Source organism: Psychrobacter sp. ANT206 (genome assembly GCF_056880555.1).
Genome location: NZ_CP096271.1, coordinates 501,883 through 517,513 on the forward strand (window position 1 = coordinate 501,883; position 15,631 = coordinate 517,513).

Here is a 15,631-nt window from a genome sequence, read left to right on the forward strand (position 1 = left end):
CAGTGCTGCTATGAAACCTGACCTGCCTCCCCGTATTGCCGTTTTACTTGTCAACCTTGGTACGCCAGATGAGCCGACCGCGCCAGCTGTCCGTCGTTATCTCAAACAGTTTTTGTCCGATCCGCGCGTGATTGAAATCCCAAAATTCTTATGGGCGATTATCCTCAATCTGTTTGTGCTGCCAAGTCGCCCGAAACGGGTAGCAGAAGCATATGCCAGTATTTGGGATGGCGATTCGCCGATGCGCAATATTCTTAACGCGCAAGTTGAGATGTTAGACAAGCGTTTGGCTGAACGGGCTGCGCCATTTCGCGTGTCTGTTCATGCCGCGATGAGCTACGGTAATCCGGGTTTGCCTGATGTCATGGATCAATTGCGTAGCGAAGGGGTTGACCATTTCGTTATGTTACCCGTGTTTCCGCAGTATTCGGCGACTTCAACAGGTGCGGTTTATGATGCGATTACTAAGTGGTCGCTGAAGCAGCGTAATTTGCCCAATATAACGATAGTCAAAGATTACTTTGCTCATCCTTTATATATTAAAGCATTAGCAGATAGCATCCGCCGTTTTCAAGCGGTACATGGCAAGCCTGAAAAGCTCATGTTTAGCTTTCACGGTATTCCGCAGCCTTATGCTGATAAAGGCGATCCGTACCCGAAGCGCTGTAAATGTACGGCGGCACAAGTGGCTCATGAGCTTGGGCTAAAACCAGATGAATGGATTATCAGTTTCCAGTCACGCTTTGGTAAGCAAGAATGGATTAAGCCCTATACCGATGTGGTACTCAAAGAGTGGGGCAGCTCAGGTGTACGCTCGGTACAGATTCTTAGCCCTGCGTTTTCGGCAGACTGCTTAGAAACGTTAGAGGAATTGGCTATCGAAAACCGCGAGACTTTCCTGCATGCTGGCGGGCAAGAATACCATTATATTCCAGCGCTCAATGCTGACGAAGCACATATAGACTTGTTAGAGGCAATGAGTGCGCCATTGGTAAAAGGTTGGGCAGGGACTCTGGATGGTTGGGCATAAACGTTTTTAATATCAAATGAATATTCAAAAAAATACCGAACATCACGTTCGGTATTTTTTTATCAATAATTTTCTAAAAGTACTATTTAAAAGTCATTGTCATGGCTTAGTTTTGCTGCGTCTTTGTCAGCAATGTCGGCAATACTGGGGTAATGGCTATCATCTAAATTCTCTTCAACCAGCAACTCATCAATACGTGATTCATCGATATTTTGATGATGTACAGGGGTAAGACCTTGGGTTGCATCACTCCCGACTTGCGAATTATTAAATCCTGCATCATCGTCAAAGTCATCATTGTCGATAACATGCAGCATAGGATTGTCTAAATCGACCTCTTGGCTACCTTGGTTATTTTGACCTTCATCGATATCATTATCAATATTTTCATCACCTTCGATGTGATTCATCTCTTCTGGTAGCGGGGTTTTTGAGTGTTCCATACTGTCTTCCTTAGTTTTTATAGTTAACAAGCCTAGTAGGGTTTAAAGGTGGTCGTATAGCTATTTTGTCCGCTTATCATCATTGCCTCTAGTAGTAAGGTGTCACAGGATGTTAAAAATATGTACGAAGATTGCTTATTCAACCGTAAAAAAACGGCTGCCAAATCTTGGTAGCCGTTTAAATATTGTCATGTTACTTTTGAATTTTATAGTCTAAACTTATTTAGTACCGATTTTACTATTGATAAAGCGCATTAATGAGTCAGGTGCGACTTGCGAGGCTGTATGCAGCATTTTCGCAGGAAAGCCAATAGGATAGTGAGTACGTGACAGCTTGCGATTCGGCTGAGCGCTTAATTTACACAAGGTTTTAGCCACATCGTCAACGGTTAGATTGATGCCCAAACGGTCGATACTGGTGACCTTGATGTCTTTCGTCATGTCGGATTTTACCCACAGTGGCATGACATCAATCACTTTGATACCTAGCTCAGCGTATTCAATGTTTAGCCCTTCGGTTAAACCGCGGACAAAGAATTTACTGGCAGAATAAGGTACCACTTCAGATTGACCATATATCGCTGAAGCAGATGAGAGATTGATGATTTTGGCGTTTTTACTGTCGGCTAAATGCGGCGCTAGCTTATGACAGCCGATGAGCACACCTTTACAATTGATATCAATCAATGACAATTGCTTGTCCAAGTCAGTATTGGGCAACGCGCCACTCACCAATACGCCAGCATTATTAATCAAGACATCAATACCACCAAAATTCTCCAGCATATGATCGATTGCTGTATCCCATGCTTCAGGGTCAATGACATCTAGATGACCATGGACGAGACGATTGCCTTTTAGCGCTTTTTTAAAAGTTTTATCATCAATCGCACGCTCAAGCTCAACCGTGTCAATATCAAAAAGACCGACGCTATGACCTTTTGCGAGCAATCGTTTTGCTGTCGCTAGACCGATACCGCGTGATGCACCCGTAATGAATATATTCATAATGACTCGCTTAATGATTGGTGATAAATGATGCCTGAAAAAATGCGCTAATTTTTAGTATAGCAAACTCTCTATTAAAAGTTAGCGCTAAGACAAATGCTATCATGACCAGTGTTTGCTACGCTTGGCATGATGAATAGCGCTTATTAGGTGGCAAGCGTCTTTCAAACACAAGCGGTTTAAAACGCCATATGTAGGTCAATGCAATCGCGTAAACGCCTGTTTCTGCCATTTCTTCAACAACCTCTCCCAAACCTTGAGGAATCATAATCGCGTTTTCGCCCATATATTCTAATAATGCCAACCCCACTATCATAAGATATAAATAAATCGGCACAGATTTTAATACTGCCCAGAGATAACGCCAGGTATATGCTAATAAACCCACGATAAGCAGATAAACTATAAGAAGCACCGCATCTTCCCACCAGTCATAGGACTGATTTAACAGTGAAAAATCGCTATCAATAAACAACTCAGGTAAATAGTTTAACTCGCGACGGATCACCGCAAAAAACGTCAATACTGATGCCAGCCAAAAATAAAGACTTTGCTTACTTTCACTCTGCACTACATATTTCACGCAACGTAATATACAGGCTATCAGTAAGATAATGCCGGGGATTTCGATAATGCCATCTGCAGCCAAAATAAGCGCTCCTGATTTTTAGAATAAAAAAAGTGAGCGCTAAGGCTCACTTTAGACTAAAAAATAATTTGGGAAAAAATAAGATAGGTTTATTATACCGACAATTATAATACGCGACTGTTTTTTTTAGTTTACGCTGCGAGTGTCAAGTATCTTAAATAGCATTAAACCTACTTAAAATCTCCTTAAGAATCAATGCGCCTCATCCCAATTCTGACCACTATCCGTCTCAACCAATAGCGGCACTGCAAAATTGACGTTCCAGCCTTTTTCAACCGCTGTTGCTGTTAAGACATCTTGCATAGCATCAGTAATCAATTGGCTTATCTCATCGACCTTGTCAGCATCGACTTCGAACACCAGCTCATCATGCACTTGCAGTAGCATTTTTGCCTGCTCTTTAGGTAGTACTTTGTCGACGGCAATCATAGCAAGCTTAATCAAGTCAGCTGCAGAACCTTGTAATGGTGCGTTAATCGCTGCCCGTTCAGCGCCTTGTTTGACCATGCGATTGCTATGATTGATATCAGGGGTATAAAGCTTACGACCCAATATGGTCTCGATATAGCCATGCTCATAAGCGCTGGCACGAGTATTGATCATATAGTCTTTGACGCCAGGGTAGCGCTCAAAATACATATCGATATAGTCTTGCGCCTCACTACGACTCATCTGTAACTGTTTGGCCAGTCCAAAGGCGCTCATGCCATATAGCAGACCAAAGTTAATGGCTTTGGCATTACGGCGCTCGGTTGCTGTAACCTCTGCGACCTCTTTTCCTAGTACTTCGGCGGCAGTGGCGGCATGAATATCTAGCCCTTCATTAAAGGCATGAGTGAGATTTTTATCACCTGAGAAATGCGCCATCAAACGCAGCTCAATTTGCGAATAATCCGCCGCTAATATGACTCGACCTTCTGGCGCAATAAATGCTTGACGAATCAAGCGACCAGTAGCGGTACGAATAGGAATATTTTGTAAATTGGGATCAGTCGAAGATAAGCGCCCAGTACTGGTCAATGCTTGATGATAGCTGGTATGCACACGGTCAGTCTTGGCATCTGCTACATTATCAAGCGCATCGGTATAGGTGCTCTTAAGTTTAGAGAGTCCGCGATACTCTAGGGTGATATCGACCAAAGGATGGTCGATTTTTGATAAGACGGCTTCACCGGTAGAATATTGACCAGTTTTTGTTTTTTTGCCACCCACGACGCCAAGTTTATCGAATAACATCTCGCCAAGCTGCTTAGGAGAGCCAAGATTAAACTCTTCACCGGCGACTTCGTACGCACGTTTTTCTAGGGCAATGATTTCTTCATCAAAGCGTTTAGATAGCTCGTTTAAAAACGGACGCCTAATTAAGATACCGTTTGCTTCCATTTGGCACAGTATTTCCGCTGTTGGGATTTCTAGCTCGTGTAGCAGCTTAGCGTTATTGGTATCATCAGCAAGCTTTTGACTAAACAGCTCAAATAATTGATAAGTAATGTCAGCATCTTCACAAGCATAGTCGCTAGCAATATCAATCGCTACTTGATCGAAACTCACTTGCTTAGCGCCTTTACCAGCGACATCCTCAAAGCTAATGGTCTGCGTTTGCAGGTAATGCCGTGCTAAATCATCCATGCCATGACGGGTAATGGCAGCATTAATCACATAGCTGGCAAGCATGGTATCCATCGCCCAATTGTTGGGCTTGTCATGAATATTACCTAAGAGGTTTATATCATAAAGGCTAAGAATATGGGCATCATACTTTAAATGTTGACCGATTTTACCGATGTTTGGGTTTTCTAAAATAGGCTTTAAACGCGCCAAAACGGTATCGCGGTCGAGCTGTTTTGCTGTTAATTCATCGCCTTCTAGCGCATGAGTCAGCGGAATATAATAAGCTTCGTGTGCTTGCACAGCAAAAGATAAGCCAACCAATTCAGCCTGACGCCAATAGACACTCGTGGTTTCGGTATCGATAACGAAATGCGGCGCAGATGCTAACAATTGAACTAAGTTGTCAAAGGCAGGCTCGTCTAAAATAGTATGCCATGCTCTATCATGACTTTTACTATCGGTAATATCACCGATGGTGCTTGATTGTAGAGATTTGGCGATTTGTGCTTGTGACTCGGCATCAGCCTGACTATGAGCAACACTTTGCGTGCCATGCCCATTAGCGTTGGCTGGATGATTAGGGTGATCAAGTGACGCTAGCTCATTTCTAAATTCGAGCTCACTATATAGCTCACGTAGCTCATCGATGTGGGCGCAAGGATCAGTGTTTATTTTTAAATCTTGCCAGTCTTGCCCCACTTCTAAATCAGTGACAATGGTTGCCAGCTGCGCGTTCATCGGAATATCATCGGCATATTCGAGCAAGTTTTTGCCAGCACGCCCTTTGATATTGGCGACATTTTTGAGCATATTATCGATATTGCCATATTCGTTTAGCAAATCTTTGGCGGTCTTTTTACCAATACCGGGCACGCCTTTGATACCGTCAGAGGAATCGCCCATCAAGGTTAAAAAATCAATCATTTGCTCAGGATTGATACCGAATTTTTCAACCACGCCAGCGCTATCAGTCATCTTGCCTGTGAAGCTATCTTCTAGTATGACGCAGTCATTAATCAGCTGCATCATGTCTTTATCTCCAGTTGAGATAACCACGTGATGCCCTTCGGCAACTGCACGATAGGCGAGCGTACCGATGATATCGTCGGCTTCTGCGCCTTCGATACGTAACAGTGGAATCCCAAGCGCGGTGACCAAACGATGAATATAAGGAATCTGCTCGGCAAGCTCGATATCCATTTTTGGACGATTGGCTTTGTACTCTTCTGACATAGCATGACGAAAGGTTGGCGATTTGGTATCAAAACAAACGGCCATATGGGTTGGATGATAGCGGCGCATCAGCTTTAAAAGTGCATTGAGCGTGCCACGTATTGCATTGGTGACTAGCCCTTGCGAGTTTTGCATGGTTTTTGGCAGCGCATGATAGGTACGAAACAGATAATAAGAGCCATCGACCAAAATAAAAGGTGGCTGGTTTTTGTCCACATGCGTGGTGTCCATTGTCGCCACATTGGGCATCGTTGCAAAATTCGGTAGCGTATTGGGATTAATAGGCGAGTGGGAGTTGTGATCGTTGGCAGTCATAGAGAGTCACTTATCAGGTTTTGGGTCGCAAGTATTGGTCAGTAAATATTTTGCAGTAAGTATGGGATAAAAAGATACCCTCATTATAACGATAAAAGCGCTGCGTGCCGAATAGATGATGAATGAATAGAATGCATAAACAGTTATGATGTGTAGGACCTAAAATGATAATTCATAAAAAAAGAACCCAGATCAACTGAGTTCTTTTTATCATTGTAACTATTGTAGTTACTAGAAATTTATTTTACTTCTGAGGTTACTTCGCTATCGACATTACCATGGGTCGCTTTAGAATATGGGCAGACCTTATTGGCTTTCTCAACCAATTGCTGAAACTCATCCGCTGATAGCTCTGTATTTTCACCGATAACGTGAATTTTAACGGCCAATTTAAAGTCTAGACCTTCGCCTTTCTTTAAATCTACTGATACTTCAGTAGTAGAATCAAACTTTGCTTTTTCTGCCCCTTTGACGGCACCAAGTGCACCATCAAAACAAGCAGCATAGCCCATAGCGAACAGTTGCTCTGGGTTATTACCGTCTTTACCAGAACCAGGTGCAACCATATTGATGGTTAAATCGCTGTCTTGTACGCTAGCTTTACCTGCACGGCCACCAGTGACAGATGCTTTGGTCGAATATAGGGTTTCCATAATGTATCCTTTTATATAAATTGTTTTCCATCATTTCTAGGTAGTATTTTTGAGTCTTGTTATAGCTAGTTATAAAATAGCCCATCTAGCATACCAGAGGACAAGGCAAGCTTTATATAGCGGCAGTAAAAGTATGATATGAATTTGTAAGTTAGTTTTCTTAGTAAAATCAGATTATAACTAGCTCTCTATAAGTAGTCGTTGCAATAAAGTGAAGGCGATAAGACTGATTTAGTCAAAACAAATCGTTGCTCATTCAAACAGCTTGTATCTATAGATTTATTTATGAGCTGCTTGCCATGCGCCCATCGAACCAAGATAAATATCGATGTTTTCAAAACCTTGGCTTGCAAGCCATCCTGCGGCTATTGTGGCCCGTGCTCCGCTAGCACACATCAAGGTGTAATGATGTTTCTTATCAAGTTCACGCCAACATTTGTTAAGATGTCCAACGTAAATGTGTTGTGACCCCTCGATTGCGACAGTATCTCGTTCGTCGGCATCACGGACATCGAGTAGGGTCCAGCCCTCAGTGTCATTCTTTAGACGAGCTTCAACCTCGCTAGTATCAATCATAGGGGTTTGCTGCATTTTTTCACCTTTCGCAGCAGCAGGAACCACGCCGACATAGCCACCTAATACGTTATCAAGGGCAATCCGAACCAGATGCTCCATAGCCGTGGCGAGTTGTGCCTCATCAGAGGCAATTAATGCCAAGCTTTCGCCTTCGTGGATGTACCACCCGGCAAAGGCGGAAATCATGCTCACGGGTAGGCTCATCGCTCCAGGTAAGTGACCGGAAGCATAAGCCATCGGCTCGCGAATATCAATCAGATGATCGGCACCGCAGCTTTTCAACTGCTGTAGCGAAAAGCTGCGCGGTCGAATAACAGACGGAGGTGCAGTACCGCCCTCCATGTTCAAGCGCTCCATTAGTCTGAAATAAGGCGGCTGATAATGGTTTTCGCTGACCTTAAATCTGATAAAGGCGTCGCGATCTGTGAATTGTAAACGTGGGTTATTCAATCTTTCATGACCGACGCTAGAGAATTCACGCTTTGCCATACCTGATCCGCAGACAGAGCCCGCGCCGTGTGCAGGATGTATAATGGCCTGATCACCTAGTGCTAAGATTTTTTGTAGCGAATCATAGAGTAGACCTGCGACTTCCTCATCTCTATCAGGATAGAAGTCAGTACGGCCGACGTCACCGACGAATAGGGCATCTCCGGTGAAGACCGCCACAGCTTTATCGGGGTAAGCTGTGTCAAATAGAGCATAGACAAGATGGTCATCAGTATGACCGGGCGTTTCTAAAACGCGTATTTCAAGCTGACCGATGGTAAAACAATCACCATCGCGCACCGTTTGAGCATAGACGATAGGCTGTTCTGGGTTCGGACCGTGAAGAACACTGGCGCCGGTCATTTCTGCTAGAATCGGAGCACCGGAAACAAGGTCTTCGTTGCGATGAGTTTCGAAAATATGTGTGATTTCTAACCCTTGTGCCCGTGCCTTTTCTACATAAATCGCGCAGTCACGGCGAGGATCTATCACTGCAGCTTGACCACCTGACCCCACCAGATAAGATAGATGGGCAAGCCCAGGTGTCTTAATCTTTTCAAGCAACATAACTGTCTCCTTCTAATAATTTTACAATGACTAACATATGATTGTTTTTATCTCTTTTAATAAAAATCTTTGAATAATCAATGTTGTGTGATGATGTTTTGATTGTCAAACAGGTTTCTTATACAATTAAATGAGTGTTTTGTAAAAATCATGGATCTAGATAAGTGGTGTAAATAAGGCTGTTGCAAGCTAAGGGATGAATAGTATATTAACCATAAATCCGCTACAATACGCGCACCAAAATCCACCACATTTACTGTTAGATCTTTTCTAAATTCTTGTTTTTTTCTTCCAAAATTTAACGATAAGTTATTCATTATGAGCGTAGATCCAAAGAAATTAAATAAAGAAGTGGCCAAACGCCGCACCTTTGCCATCATCTCGCATCCTGATGCTGGTAAGACTACGATGACCGAAAAGCTGCTGCTATGGGGTAAGGCGATTCAAGTAGTGGGCGAGGTCAAAGGTCGTAAAACCGACCGCCATGCGACATCTGATTGGATGAGTATGGAGCAGGAGCGTGGTATTTCTATTACCACCTCGGTCATGCAGTTCCCTTATAAAGAACATATGGTCAACCTGCTAGATACACCGGGTCACGCTGACTTTAGTGAAGATACCTATCGTACTCTGACCGCTGTAGACAGTGCGCTGATGATGGTCGATGGCGCAAAAGGTGTTGAAGAACGTACCATCAAATTGATGGAAGTTTGCCGGATGCGTGATACGCCCATCATCTCATTTGTCAATAAACTTGACCGCCAGATTCGTGAGCCGCTTGAGCTCTTGAGTGAAATCGAAGCGGTATTAAAGATTAAATGTATTCCAGTCACTTGGCCTATCGGTATGGGGCAAGATTTCGTTGGTGTCTATCATTTAACCGAAAACAAAACCTATTTTTATGAGAAAGGTCATGGCGGTGATATGACGGTCGCTGAGACGCGCGAAGGCTATGATTATCCTGATATCCGTGAGCGCTTAGGTGCTTTAATGTTCGCCTCGTTTGAAGAGTCATTAGAATTGGTACAAATGGCGCTAGAAGATTTCGATGTTGAGGCGTTCTTGGCGGGCGAGATGACACCCGTATTGTTCGGTACAGCGCTAGGTAACTTTGGCGTCAATATGGTACTTGATACTTTAATCAAATATGCGCCGCCACCAAAAGCGCATCCGACCAATGAACGTGAAGTAGCGGCGACTGAGACAACGTTTAGTGGTTTTGTCTTTAAGATTCAGGCAAACATGGATCCGCGTCATCGTGATCGCATTGCATTTTTACGTGTCTGCTCAGGTAAGTACGAAAAAGGTATGAAATTAAAGCATGTACGCTTGGGTAAAGACGTACGTATTGCTGATGCTTTGACCTTTTTAGCAGGTGACCGTGAAGCGTTGGAAGAAGCCTATCCGGGTGATATTATTGGTTTACACAATCATGGCACCATCTCTATCGGCGATAGTTTCACTGAAGGCGAAGAGCTCAACTTTACCGGTATCCCGCATTTCGCCCCTGAGCTATTCCGCCGTGTTATTCTAAAAGATCCGCTTAAATCAAAAGCCCTGCAAAAAGGTTTACAGCAGTTGAGTGAAGAGGGAGCAACACAGGTCTTTATGCCGCAGATTAATAATGATTTAATCTTGGGGGCGGTTGGTGTACTACAGTTCGAAGTGGTTGCCCATCGTCTCAAAGAAGAGTACAAAGTACAGTGTATCTTTGAGCCAGTATCGATTGCGACGGTACGCTGGATACATTGCGATGACGAAGTAGCGTTAGCCAAGTTTAAGCGCAAAGCCCATGACCAACTATCGCTAGATGGCGGTGGTCATCTGACTTATCTTGCGCCATCACGGGTGAACTTGCAGCTGATGCAAGATCGCTATCCAGAAGTGACGTTTAGCAATACGCGTGAGCACTAAAATCCATTATTCCACTTTGCTTAATCTTAAAAGACACGTTATCGTGTCTTTTTTATTAGCTTATCAAACAGTGTGTTATTGATTTTAATCCCTATGAATCTAGAAAAAACACGAACAGTGTTCCTACAATATAGGACAAAGGTTACGGTAGAATATCAGTAAATCTTATAGATATATTAAAGAGGCTATATGAAAACTGCTAATCAACGTCCTATTATTGAGTCACAATCAGTCCAGCAATCTTCTACGGATGCGGGTAGGCTGCGTTTATTGTCAATAGTAAGTAGTGCGTTGCTGTTTGGCACGTTAAGCTTCTCAGCATATGCCGATAGCCTTTTTAGTAGCACAGAATATCTTGATTATCAGTTACCCAAAAAACTACAAGAAACCTGCACGGCGCGTGATAACTGTCCGGAGATTGAAGTTAAATATCTTAAAACCAATCACAAATGGATAAATGATATCACCAATCAGCGTATCAATACGCTGGTTGTAAATAGTAAACCCTCTGAATCTGCGCCTATCACTACCAAAGCTACTCCAGCTGCTGTCAAAAGCGCGCTTGATGGTTTTGCTGCCTCGCAATTGAATGAGCTACCGAGTGACAGTGCGTTTGCTTACAGCCTAACGGTGACACCTGAGTATGTGGGTCATATTAATGATTTTGAGACGTTCGAGATAAGCTCATATGTCTTTACTGGCGGCGCACATGGAATGCCATATAGCGAATATCTAGTGTTTGATCAAGAGATGAAAAAGCAAATAAAACTGGCGGATATGCTGCAAAGCGGTAAAAAGCCACAGTTTAAGGCACTGGCCTACAATGCTTATAAAGACTGGGTGAAAACGGTCGATAAAGATGTGAAAAACTACGAAAAAAATTGGCCATTTACCTTAAGTGATAACGTCACATTGACGGATAAAGGGGTTGATATTCGTTATCAGCATTATGCTATCGCTCCCTATGCCTATGGTATGCCAGTGCTTAGCATTCCTTATAATAAGCTTGGCGGTATTATACAACCGCGCTTTATCCCTAAATAATATAGCTATAAACGTCAGATACAATAGGATGGATCAGCTAATGACCATCATGAATATTTAATAATAAATAAGGAGTCATCGCATGACAAATGATATCGATAATATGAATGCCGCAACGACCAATACATGGCAGTTGAATGCCTTGACAGAGGCACTTGGTGATCTGACATTAACAGTCACTGACAGCCTCTCTGTGGGCCGTGGTAGTGATAATGATCTGGTACTAGGTAGCAAGCAAATTTCACGCAATCATGCACAACTGAGTGTCTTAAACGGTCAGCTATACGTAAAAGATCTAGAGTCGTCAAATGGCACTTTTATTAATGATGAGCGTATTGCTGCCAATGAATCGAAGCAGTTAGCAGCAGAGGATACGCTTGGGTTTGCAAGCTTTATTTTTCAGGTAAGTAAGCCAGTGGCTGCTACTGTTATTCATGAACAAGTAGAGATTGATAAACCAACGTTAATGTTGAGTCCTGATACTGAAATAGCACCTATTGTTGAAGCAGAGCCAGTTGTTAAAGAGACTATAATCGAAGAGATATTACCTGTCGAAAATTCTTTAGAAGCAATGCCTATTGCTGCTGTGCAAGCAGAGCCGATTGTTAGCGCTGCTCAAACAGATGAGCCAGTGATTAAAGAAACAGGCATCACTGATATCTTAGCCGCCGCAGATAAAGCCGAACCTGTATTGAGCGAAGTAGAATATAGTCCTACTGAAACCTCAAGTGTCCCTAGTGTGGCTGCTGAGGACGAAGTAATAGATTCTATCTCAACCGAAACTACATCAACGCCTTCTGCTCATCAAGAATCACTTGTAGAGCAGCCCGTCTTATCTGATGAGCCTTTGCTACATAAAGACGCTGTATCCGAAACCCTTTCAGAAACGTCTCCTGTAAGTGAGGCGCCAGTCATTGAAGCAGCTATTGAGCCAGAGCATGACAAAACCACTAAGACGGCCTTGCAAGAAGAAGCAGATCCAGATGTACTGCGTGCTAAACAGGCAGCCACTTCACAGTTTTCGGGCACAGCCAATCTAGGTCAATCTCGCGATTTGGGTACTACAGGCAATAATGCGATGGATCAAGCACTGGATAACCCTGCCACTACTGGAGCAGTTGAAAAGAAACCGAGTGGTAGTTGGTTTATATGGGTTTTTGTCGCGATTATTATTATTGGCTTAGCCCTATGGTTGTTTAATACAGGCATGGTATAGCCAATTTTTAACAAGAGAGCTATCTTTGTTTATTTAAATAATAAATTGGCCAACTGGTAAAAGTTGTAGTTGATTTGCTTTAAGAGATTAGTGCTATGTTAGGATAAATTTTGCATCGCTTTAAATAGTAATTTTATAGCGAACAAGTTTTGTCTTAGCATCGTAGGAATCACAAGTTTTAACGGTATCTTTTCAAAATTCTGTCACTGATAAGTATTAGCGCTTGGCAGGTTTACACAATTATTGAATGTTTCTAGCAATGAATAACCAATCCAAAGAAGTTAAGTGACTAGGTTTTTTGGCTAAAAGATAGACCGTTGAAGTAAGAGCAGTAAAAATAACTATTTTCACAAAATAAAAACCCTTTTATAATCAGCTGCTTGAGATTTTTTATTAAAATAAAGCCAAAAATACTAAAAAAGGGCTTGCGCATCTCAAAATATTTGATAGAATAGCCACCACTTTGAGAGAACAAGCCGACTTAGCTCAGTTGGTAGAGCAACTGACTTGTAATCAGTAGGTCGCCAGTTCGATCCCGGCAGTCGGCACCATCTCTCTCAAAGTAGCTTTTTATGAATATGTCTTAAACTAAAGCCATTTTTGTTTAAAGCAACCTAAGGTGGGATTGGGGAGCGGTCAAACCCAACAGACTGTAAATCTGTCGCGAAAGCTTCGAAGGTTCGAATCCTTCTCCCACCACCATATTTTTCTAAGTTCGTCTTAGCGCCAAGCATACTCTATATCAATCCATGATTCTTTATCAGAGTCAACCCAGATAAGAGTAAATGCGGGTGTGGTATAATGGTAACACCTTAGCCTTCCAAGCTAATGACGCGGGTTCGATTCCCGCCACCCGCTCCATATATGTACCATTGCACAAATCATCAATACTCATCACGACAGTCAGTTATTATTGCTGTATCGTGATATTTTTTTTAGTGCAACTTAGTGGTTGGCTACTGTAGTTGTTAAAAGCACGCTCATATAGCTCAGCGGTAGAGCACTCCCTTGGTAAGGGAGAGGTCTTGAGTTCAATTCTCAATATGAGCTCCATTTATTGTTCCATTATTTATATTCGCTTTGCTAGTGCTTGTCCATAGCTCAGTATTGGTATCAAAATTATAAAATATCGAAAATTATACATACAGTGTGGCAGAGAATAATTCAAAGGTGACACTGAGGTGTTGCCTTTTTGCGCTGTCAGTTTATTAGTAGGTGTTATCTTTACCTAATAAATGAGCTGTATAAAGAATTAAATGAATAAGAGTTAGATAAAGTAGTGCAATAGCAGTACTGTATATTAACTTGTCATGTTCAACAGATTGAAAAGCACGTATAATGCCCCTATTTATACGCTTAACAGCTAAAATATCGAATATAAAGATAGTATAGCGTTATAGCTAGTATTTTAATAAATATTGGTTTAATAGAAAAAACACAGTGTCAACGGTTTGATGGTCATACATCATAAGCCGTCAAACAGTTATTTACCGATCTTTGATTGATAAATATTCACCAAAAAAAGAGGAAATACCCATGGCAAAGGCCAAGTTTGAACGTCTAAAACCACATGTTAACGTCGGTACCATCGGACACGTTGACCACGGTAAAACCACCCTTACCGCTGCAATCGCAACCGTAGCTGCAATCACCTCTGGTGGCGAAGCCAAAGACTACGCGTCTATTGACTCAGCACCAGAAGAAAAAGCACGTGGCATCACCATCAACACCTCACACGTAGAATATGACACCCCATCACGTCATTACGCTCACGTTGATTGCCCAGGTCACGCCGATTATGTTAAAAACATGATCACCGGTGCGGCTCAGATGGACGGCGCAATCCTAGTTGTATCAGCAACTGACGGCCCTATGCCACAAACCCGTGAGCACATCCTGCTTTCACGTCAGGTTGGCGTACCGTACATCGTCGTATTCATGAACAAATGCGACGTTGTTGATGACGAAGAATTGCTTGAACTCGTAGAAATGGAAGTTCGTGAATTATTAAGCGACTATGACTTCCCAGGTGATGACACCCCAATCATCCACGGTTCTGCGACTGAAGCCCTAAAAGGCTCACAAGAAAAATATGGTCAACCAGCCGTTGTAGAACTATTAAACGTTCTTGACACCTACATCCCAGAGCCAGAGCGTGACATCGACAAAGCATTCCTAATGCCAATCGAAGACGTATTCTCAATCTCAGGTCGTGGTACTGTTGTAACTGGCCGTGTTGAATCTGGTATCGTACGCGTTGGCGACGAAATCGAAATCGTCGGTATCCGTGACACGCAAAAAACCACCTGTACTGGTGTAGAGATGTTCCGTAAACTGCTTGACGAAGGTCGTGCAGGCGAAAACTGTGGCGTACTATTACGTGGTACTAAGCGTGAAGACGTACAACGTGGCCAAGTACTAGCTAAGCCAGGTTCAATCACTCCTCACACCAAGTTTGACGCTGAAGTATATGTATTGTCAAAAGAAGAGGGTGGTCGTCACACACCATTCCTAAACGGCTATCGTCCACAGTTCTACTTCCGTACCACTGACGTAACTGGCGCAATCCAATTACAAGACGGTACTGAAATGGTTATGCCTGGTGATAACGTTGAGATGGGCGTAGAGCTTATCCACCCAATCGCTATGGACAAAGGTCTTCGCTTTGCAATTCGTGAAGGCGGCCGTACTGTAGGCGCTGGTGTTGTTGCTAACGTATTGAACTAATACTTAATGCTGTCAGAGTAATCTGATCGTTGTTAATAATTAGTCAAAAGCCATCCTCGAAAGAGGGTGGCTTTTTTGTGGGTATGGTTTGCTAATAGAATGACAGTGTCGACAATCAACGATAATATAACTGATATTAAAGCCAGCAAATAAAGA

Annotated in this window: 11 protein-coding genes and 4 tRNA genes; 9 read left to right on the forward strand and 6 right to left on the reverse strand. The window is 42.8% G+C overall.

All coding sequences use genetic code 11. From position 1 onward, the window contains the following. Positions 1-10 precede the first annotated feature (10 nt). The gene (hemH, locus tag M0221_RS02105) at positions 11-1,030 is read left to right on the forward strand and encodes a ferrochelatase (RefSeq protein ID WP_263240742.1); all 1,020 of its coding nucleotides are present in this window, start codon (positions 11-13) and stop codon (positions 1,028-1,030) included. Between the two features lie 86 nt (positions 1,031-1,116). Here hemH and M0221_RS02110 read toward each other — a convergent pair whose 3' ends face one another. The 6 genes from M0221_RS02110 to M0221_RS02135 form a co-directional block, all read right to left on the reverse strand. After that, complete coding sequence (locus M0221_RS02110; protein WP_263240740.1) at positions 1,117-1,473, reverse strand: hypothetical protein; 357 nt, start codon at positions 1,471-1,473, stop codon at positions 1,117-1,119. A 219-nt stretch (positions 1,474-1,692) separates the two neighbouring features. After that, on the reverse strand, positions 1,693-2,481 hold the full coding sequence (locus M0221_RS02115) for an SDR family NAD(P)-dependent oxidoreductase (protein WP_483284220.1): 789 nt from the start codon (positions 2,479-2,481) through the stop codon (positions 1,693-1,695). A 118-nt stretch (positions 2,482-2,599) separates the two neighbouring features. Then, the gene (locus M0221_RS02120; RefSeq protein ID WP_483284221.1) at positions 2,600-3,130 is read right to left on the reverse strand and encodes a hypothetical protein; all 531 of its coding nucleotides are present in this window, start codon (positions 3,128-3,130) and stop codon (positions 2,600-2,602) included. Positions 3,131-3,322: 192 nt separating this feature from the next. After that, on the reverse strand, positions 3,323-6,289 hold the full coding sequence (gene polA, locus M0221_RS02125) for a DNA polymerase I (RefSeq protein WP_483284222.1): 2,967 nt from the start codon (positions 6,287-6,289) through the stop codon (positions 3,323-3,325). Positions 6,290-6,528: 239 nt separating this feature from the next. After that, on the reverse strand, positions 6,529-6,942 hold the full coding sequence (locus tag M0221_RS02130; RefSeq protein ID WP_011512788.1) for an Ohr family peroxiredoxin: 414 nt from the start codon (positions 6,940-6,942) through the stop codon (positions 6,529-6,531). 279 nt (positions 6,943-7,221) lie between these two features. Further along, complete coding sequence (locus M0221_RS02135; protein WP_483284223.1) at positions 7,222-8,574, reverse strand: MBL fold metallo-hydrolase; 1,353 nt, start codon at positions 8,572-8,574, stop codon at positions 7,222-7,224. Positions 8,575-8,892: 318 nt separating this feature from the next. On the opposite strand from M0221_RS02135, the gene M0221_RS02140 reads away from it, so the two are divergent. The 8 genes from M0221_RS02140 to tuf all read left to right on the forward strand — a co-directional run bounded on the left by M0221_RS02140 (position 8,893) and on the right by tuf (position 15,475). Further along, on the forward strand, positions 8,893-10,488 hold the full coding sequence (locus M0221_RS02140; protein WP_483284224.1) for a peptide chain release factor 3: 1,596 nt from the start codon (positions 8,893-8,895) through the stop codon (positions 10,486-10,488). A gap of 189 nt (positions 10,489-10,677) precedes the next feature. Then, positions 10,678-11,532 (forward strand): RsiV family protein, encoded by an 855-nt coding sequence (locus tag M0221_RS02145; protein WP_483284225.1) that lies wholly within the window; start codon positions 10,678-10,680, stop codon positions 11,530-11,532. A gap of 82 nt (positions 11,533-11,614) precedes the next feature. Continuing rightward, positions 11,615-12,748: an FHA domain-containing protein gene (locus tag M0221_RS02150; RefSeq protein ID WP_483284226.1), complete on the forward strand. Its 1,134-nt coding sequence runs from the start codon at positions 11,615-11,617 to the stop codon at positions 12,746-12,748. A 475-nt stretch (positions 12,749-13,223) separates the two neighbouring features. Next, positions 13,224-13,299: transfer RNA gene (locus tag M0221_RS02155), tRNA-Thr, on the forward strand. Positions 13,300-13,366: 67 nt separating this feature from the next. Next, positions 13,367-13,450, forward strand: a tRNA-Tyr gene (locus M0221_RS02160). Positions 13,451-13,535: 85 nt separating this feature from the next. Next, positions 13,536-13,609 (forward strand) — tRNA-Gly (locus M0221_RS02165). Positions 13,610-13,726: 117 nt separating this feature from the next. Beyond that, positions 13,727-13,801: transfer RNA gene (locus M0221_RS02170), tRNA-Thr, on the forward strand. A 483-nt stretch (positions 13,802-14,284) separates the two neighbouring features. Beyond that, complete coding sequence (tuf, locus tag M0221_RS02175; protein ID WP_011512793.1) at positions 14,285-15,475, forward strand: elongation factor Tu; 1,191 nt, start codon at positions 14,285-14,287, stop codon at positions 15,473-15,475. Positions 15,476-15,631 lie beyond the last annotated feature (156 nt).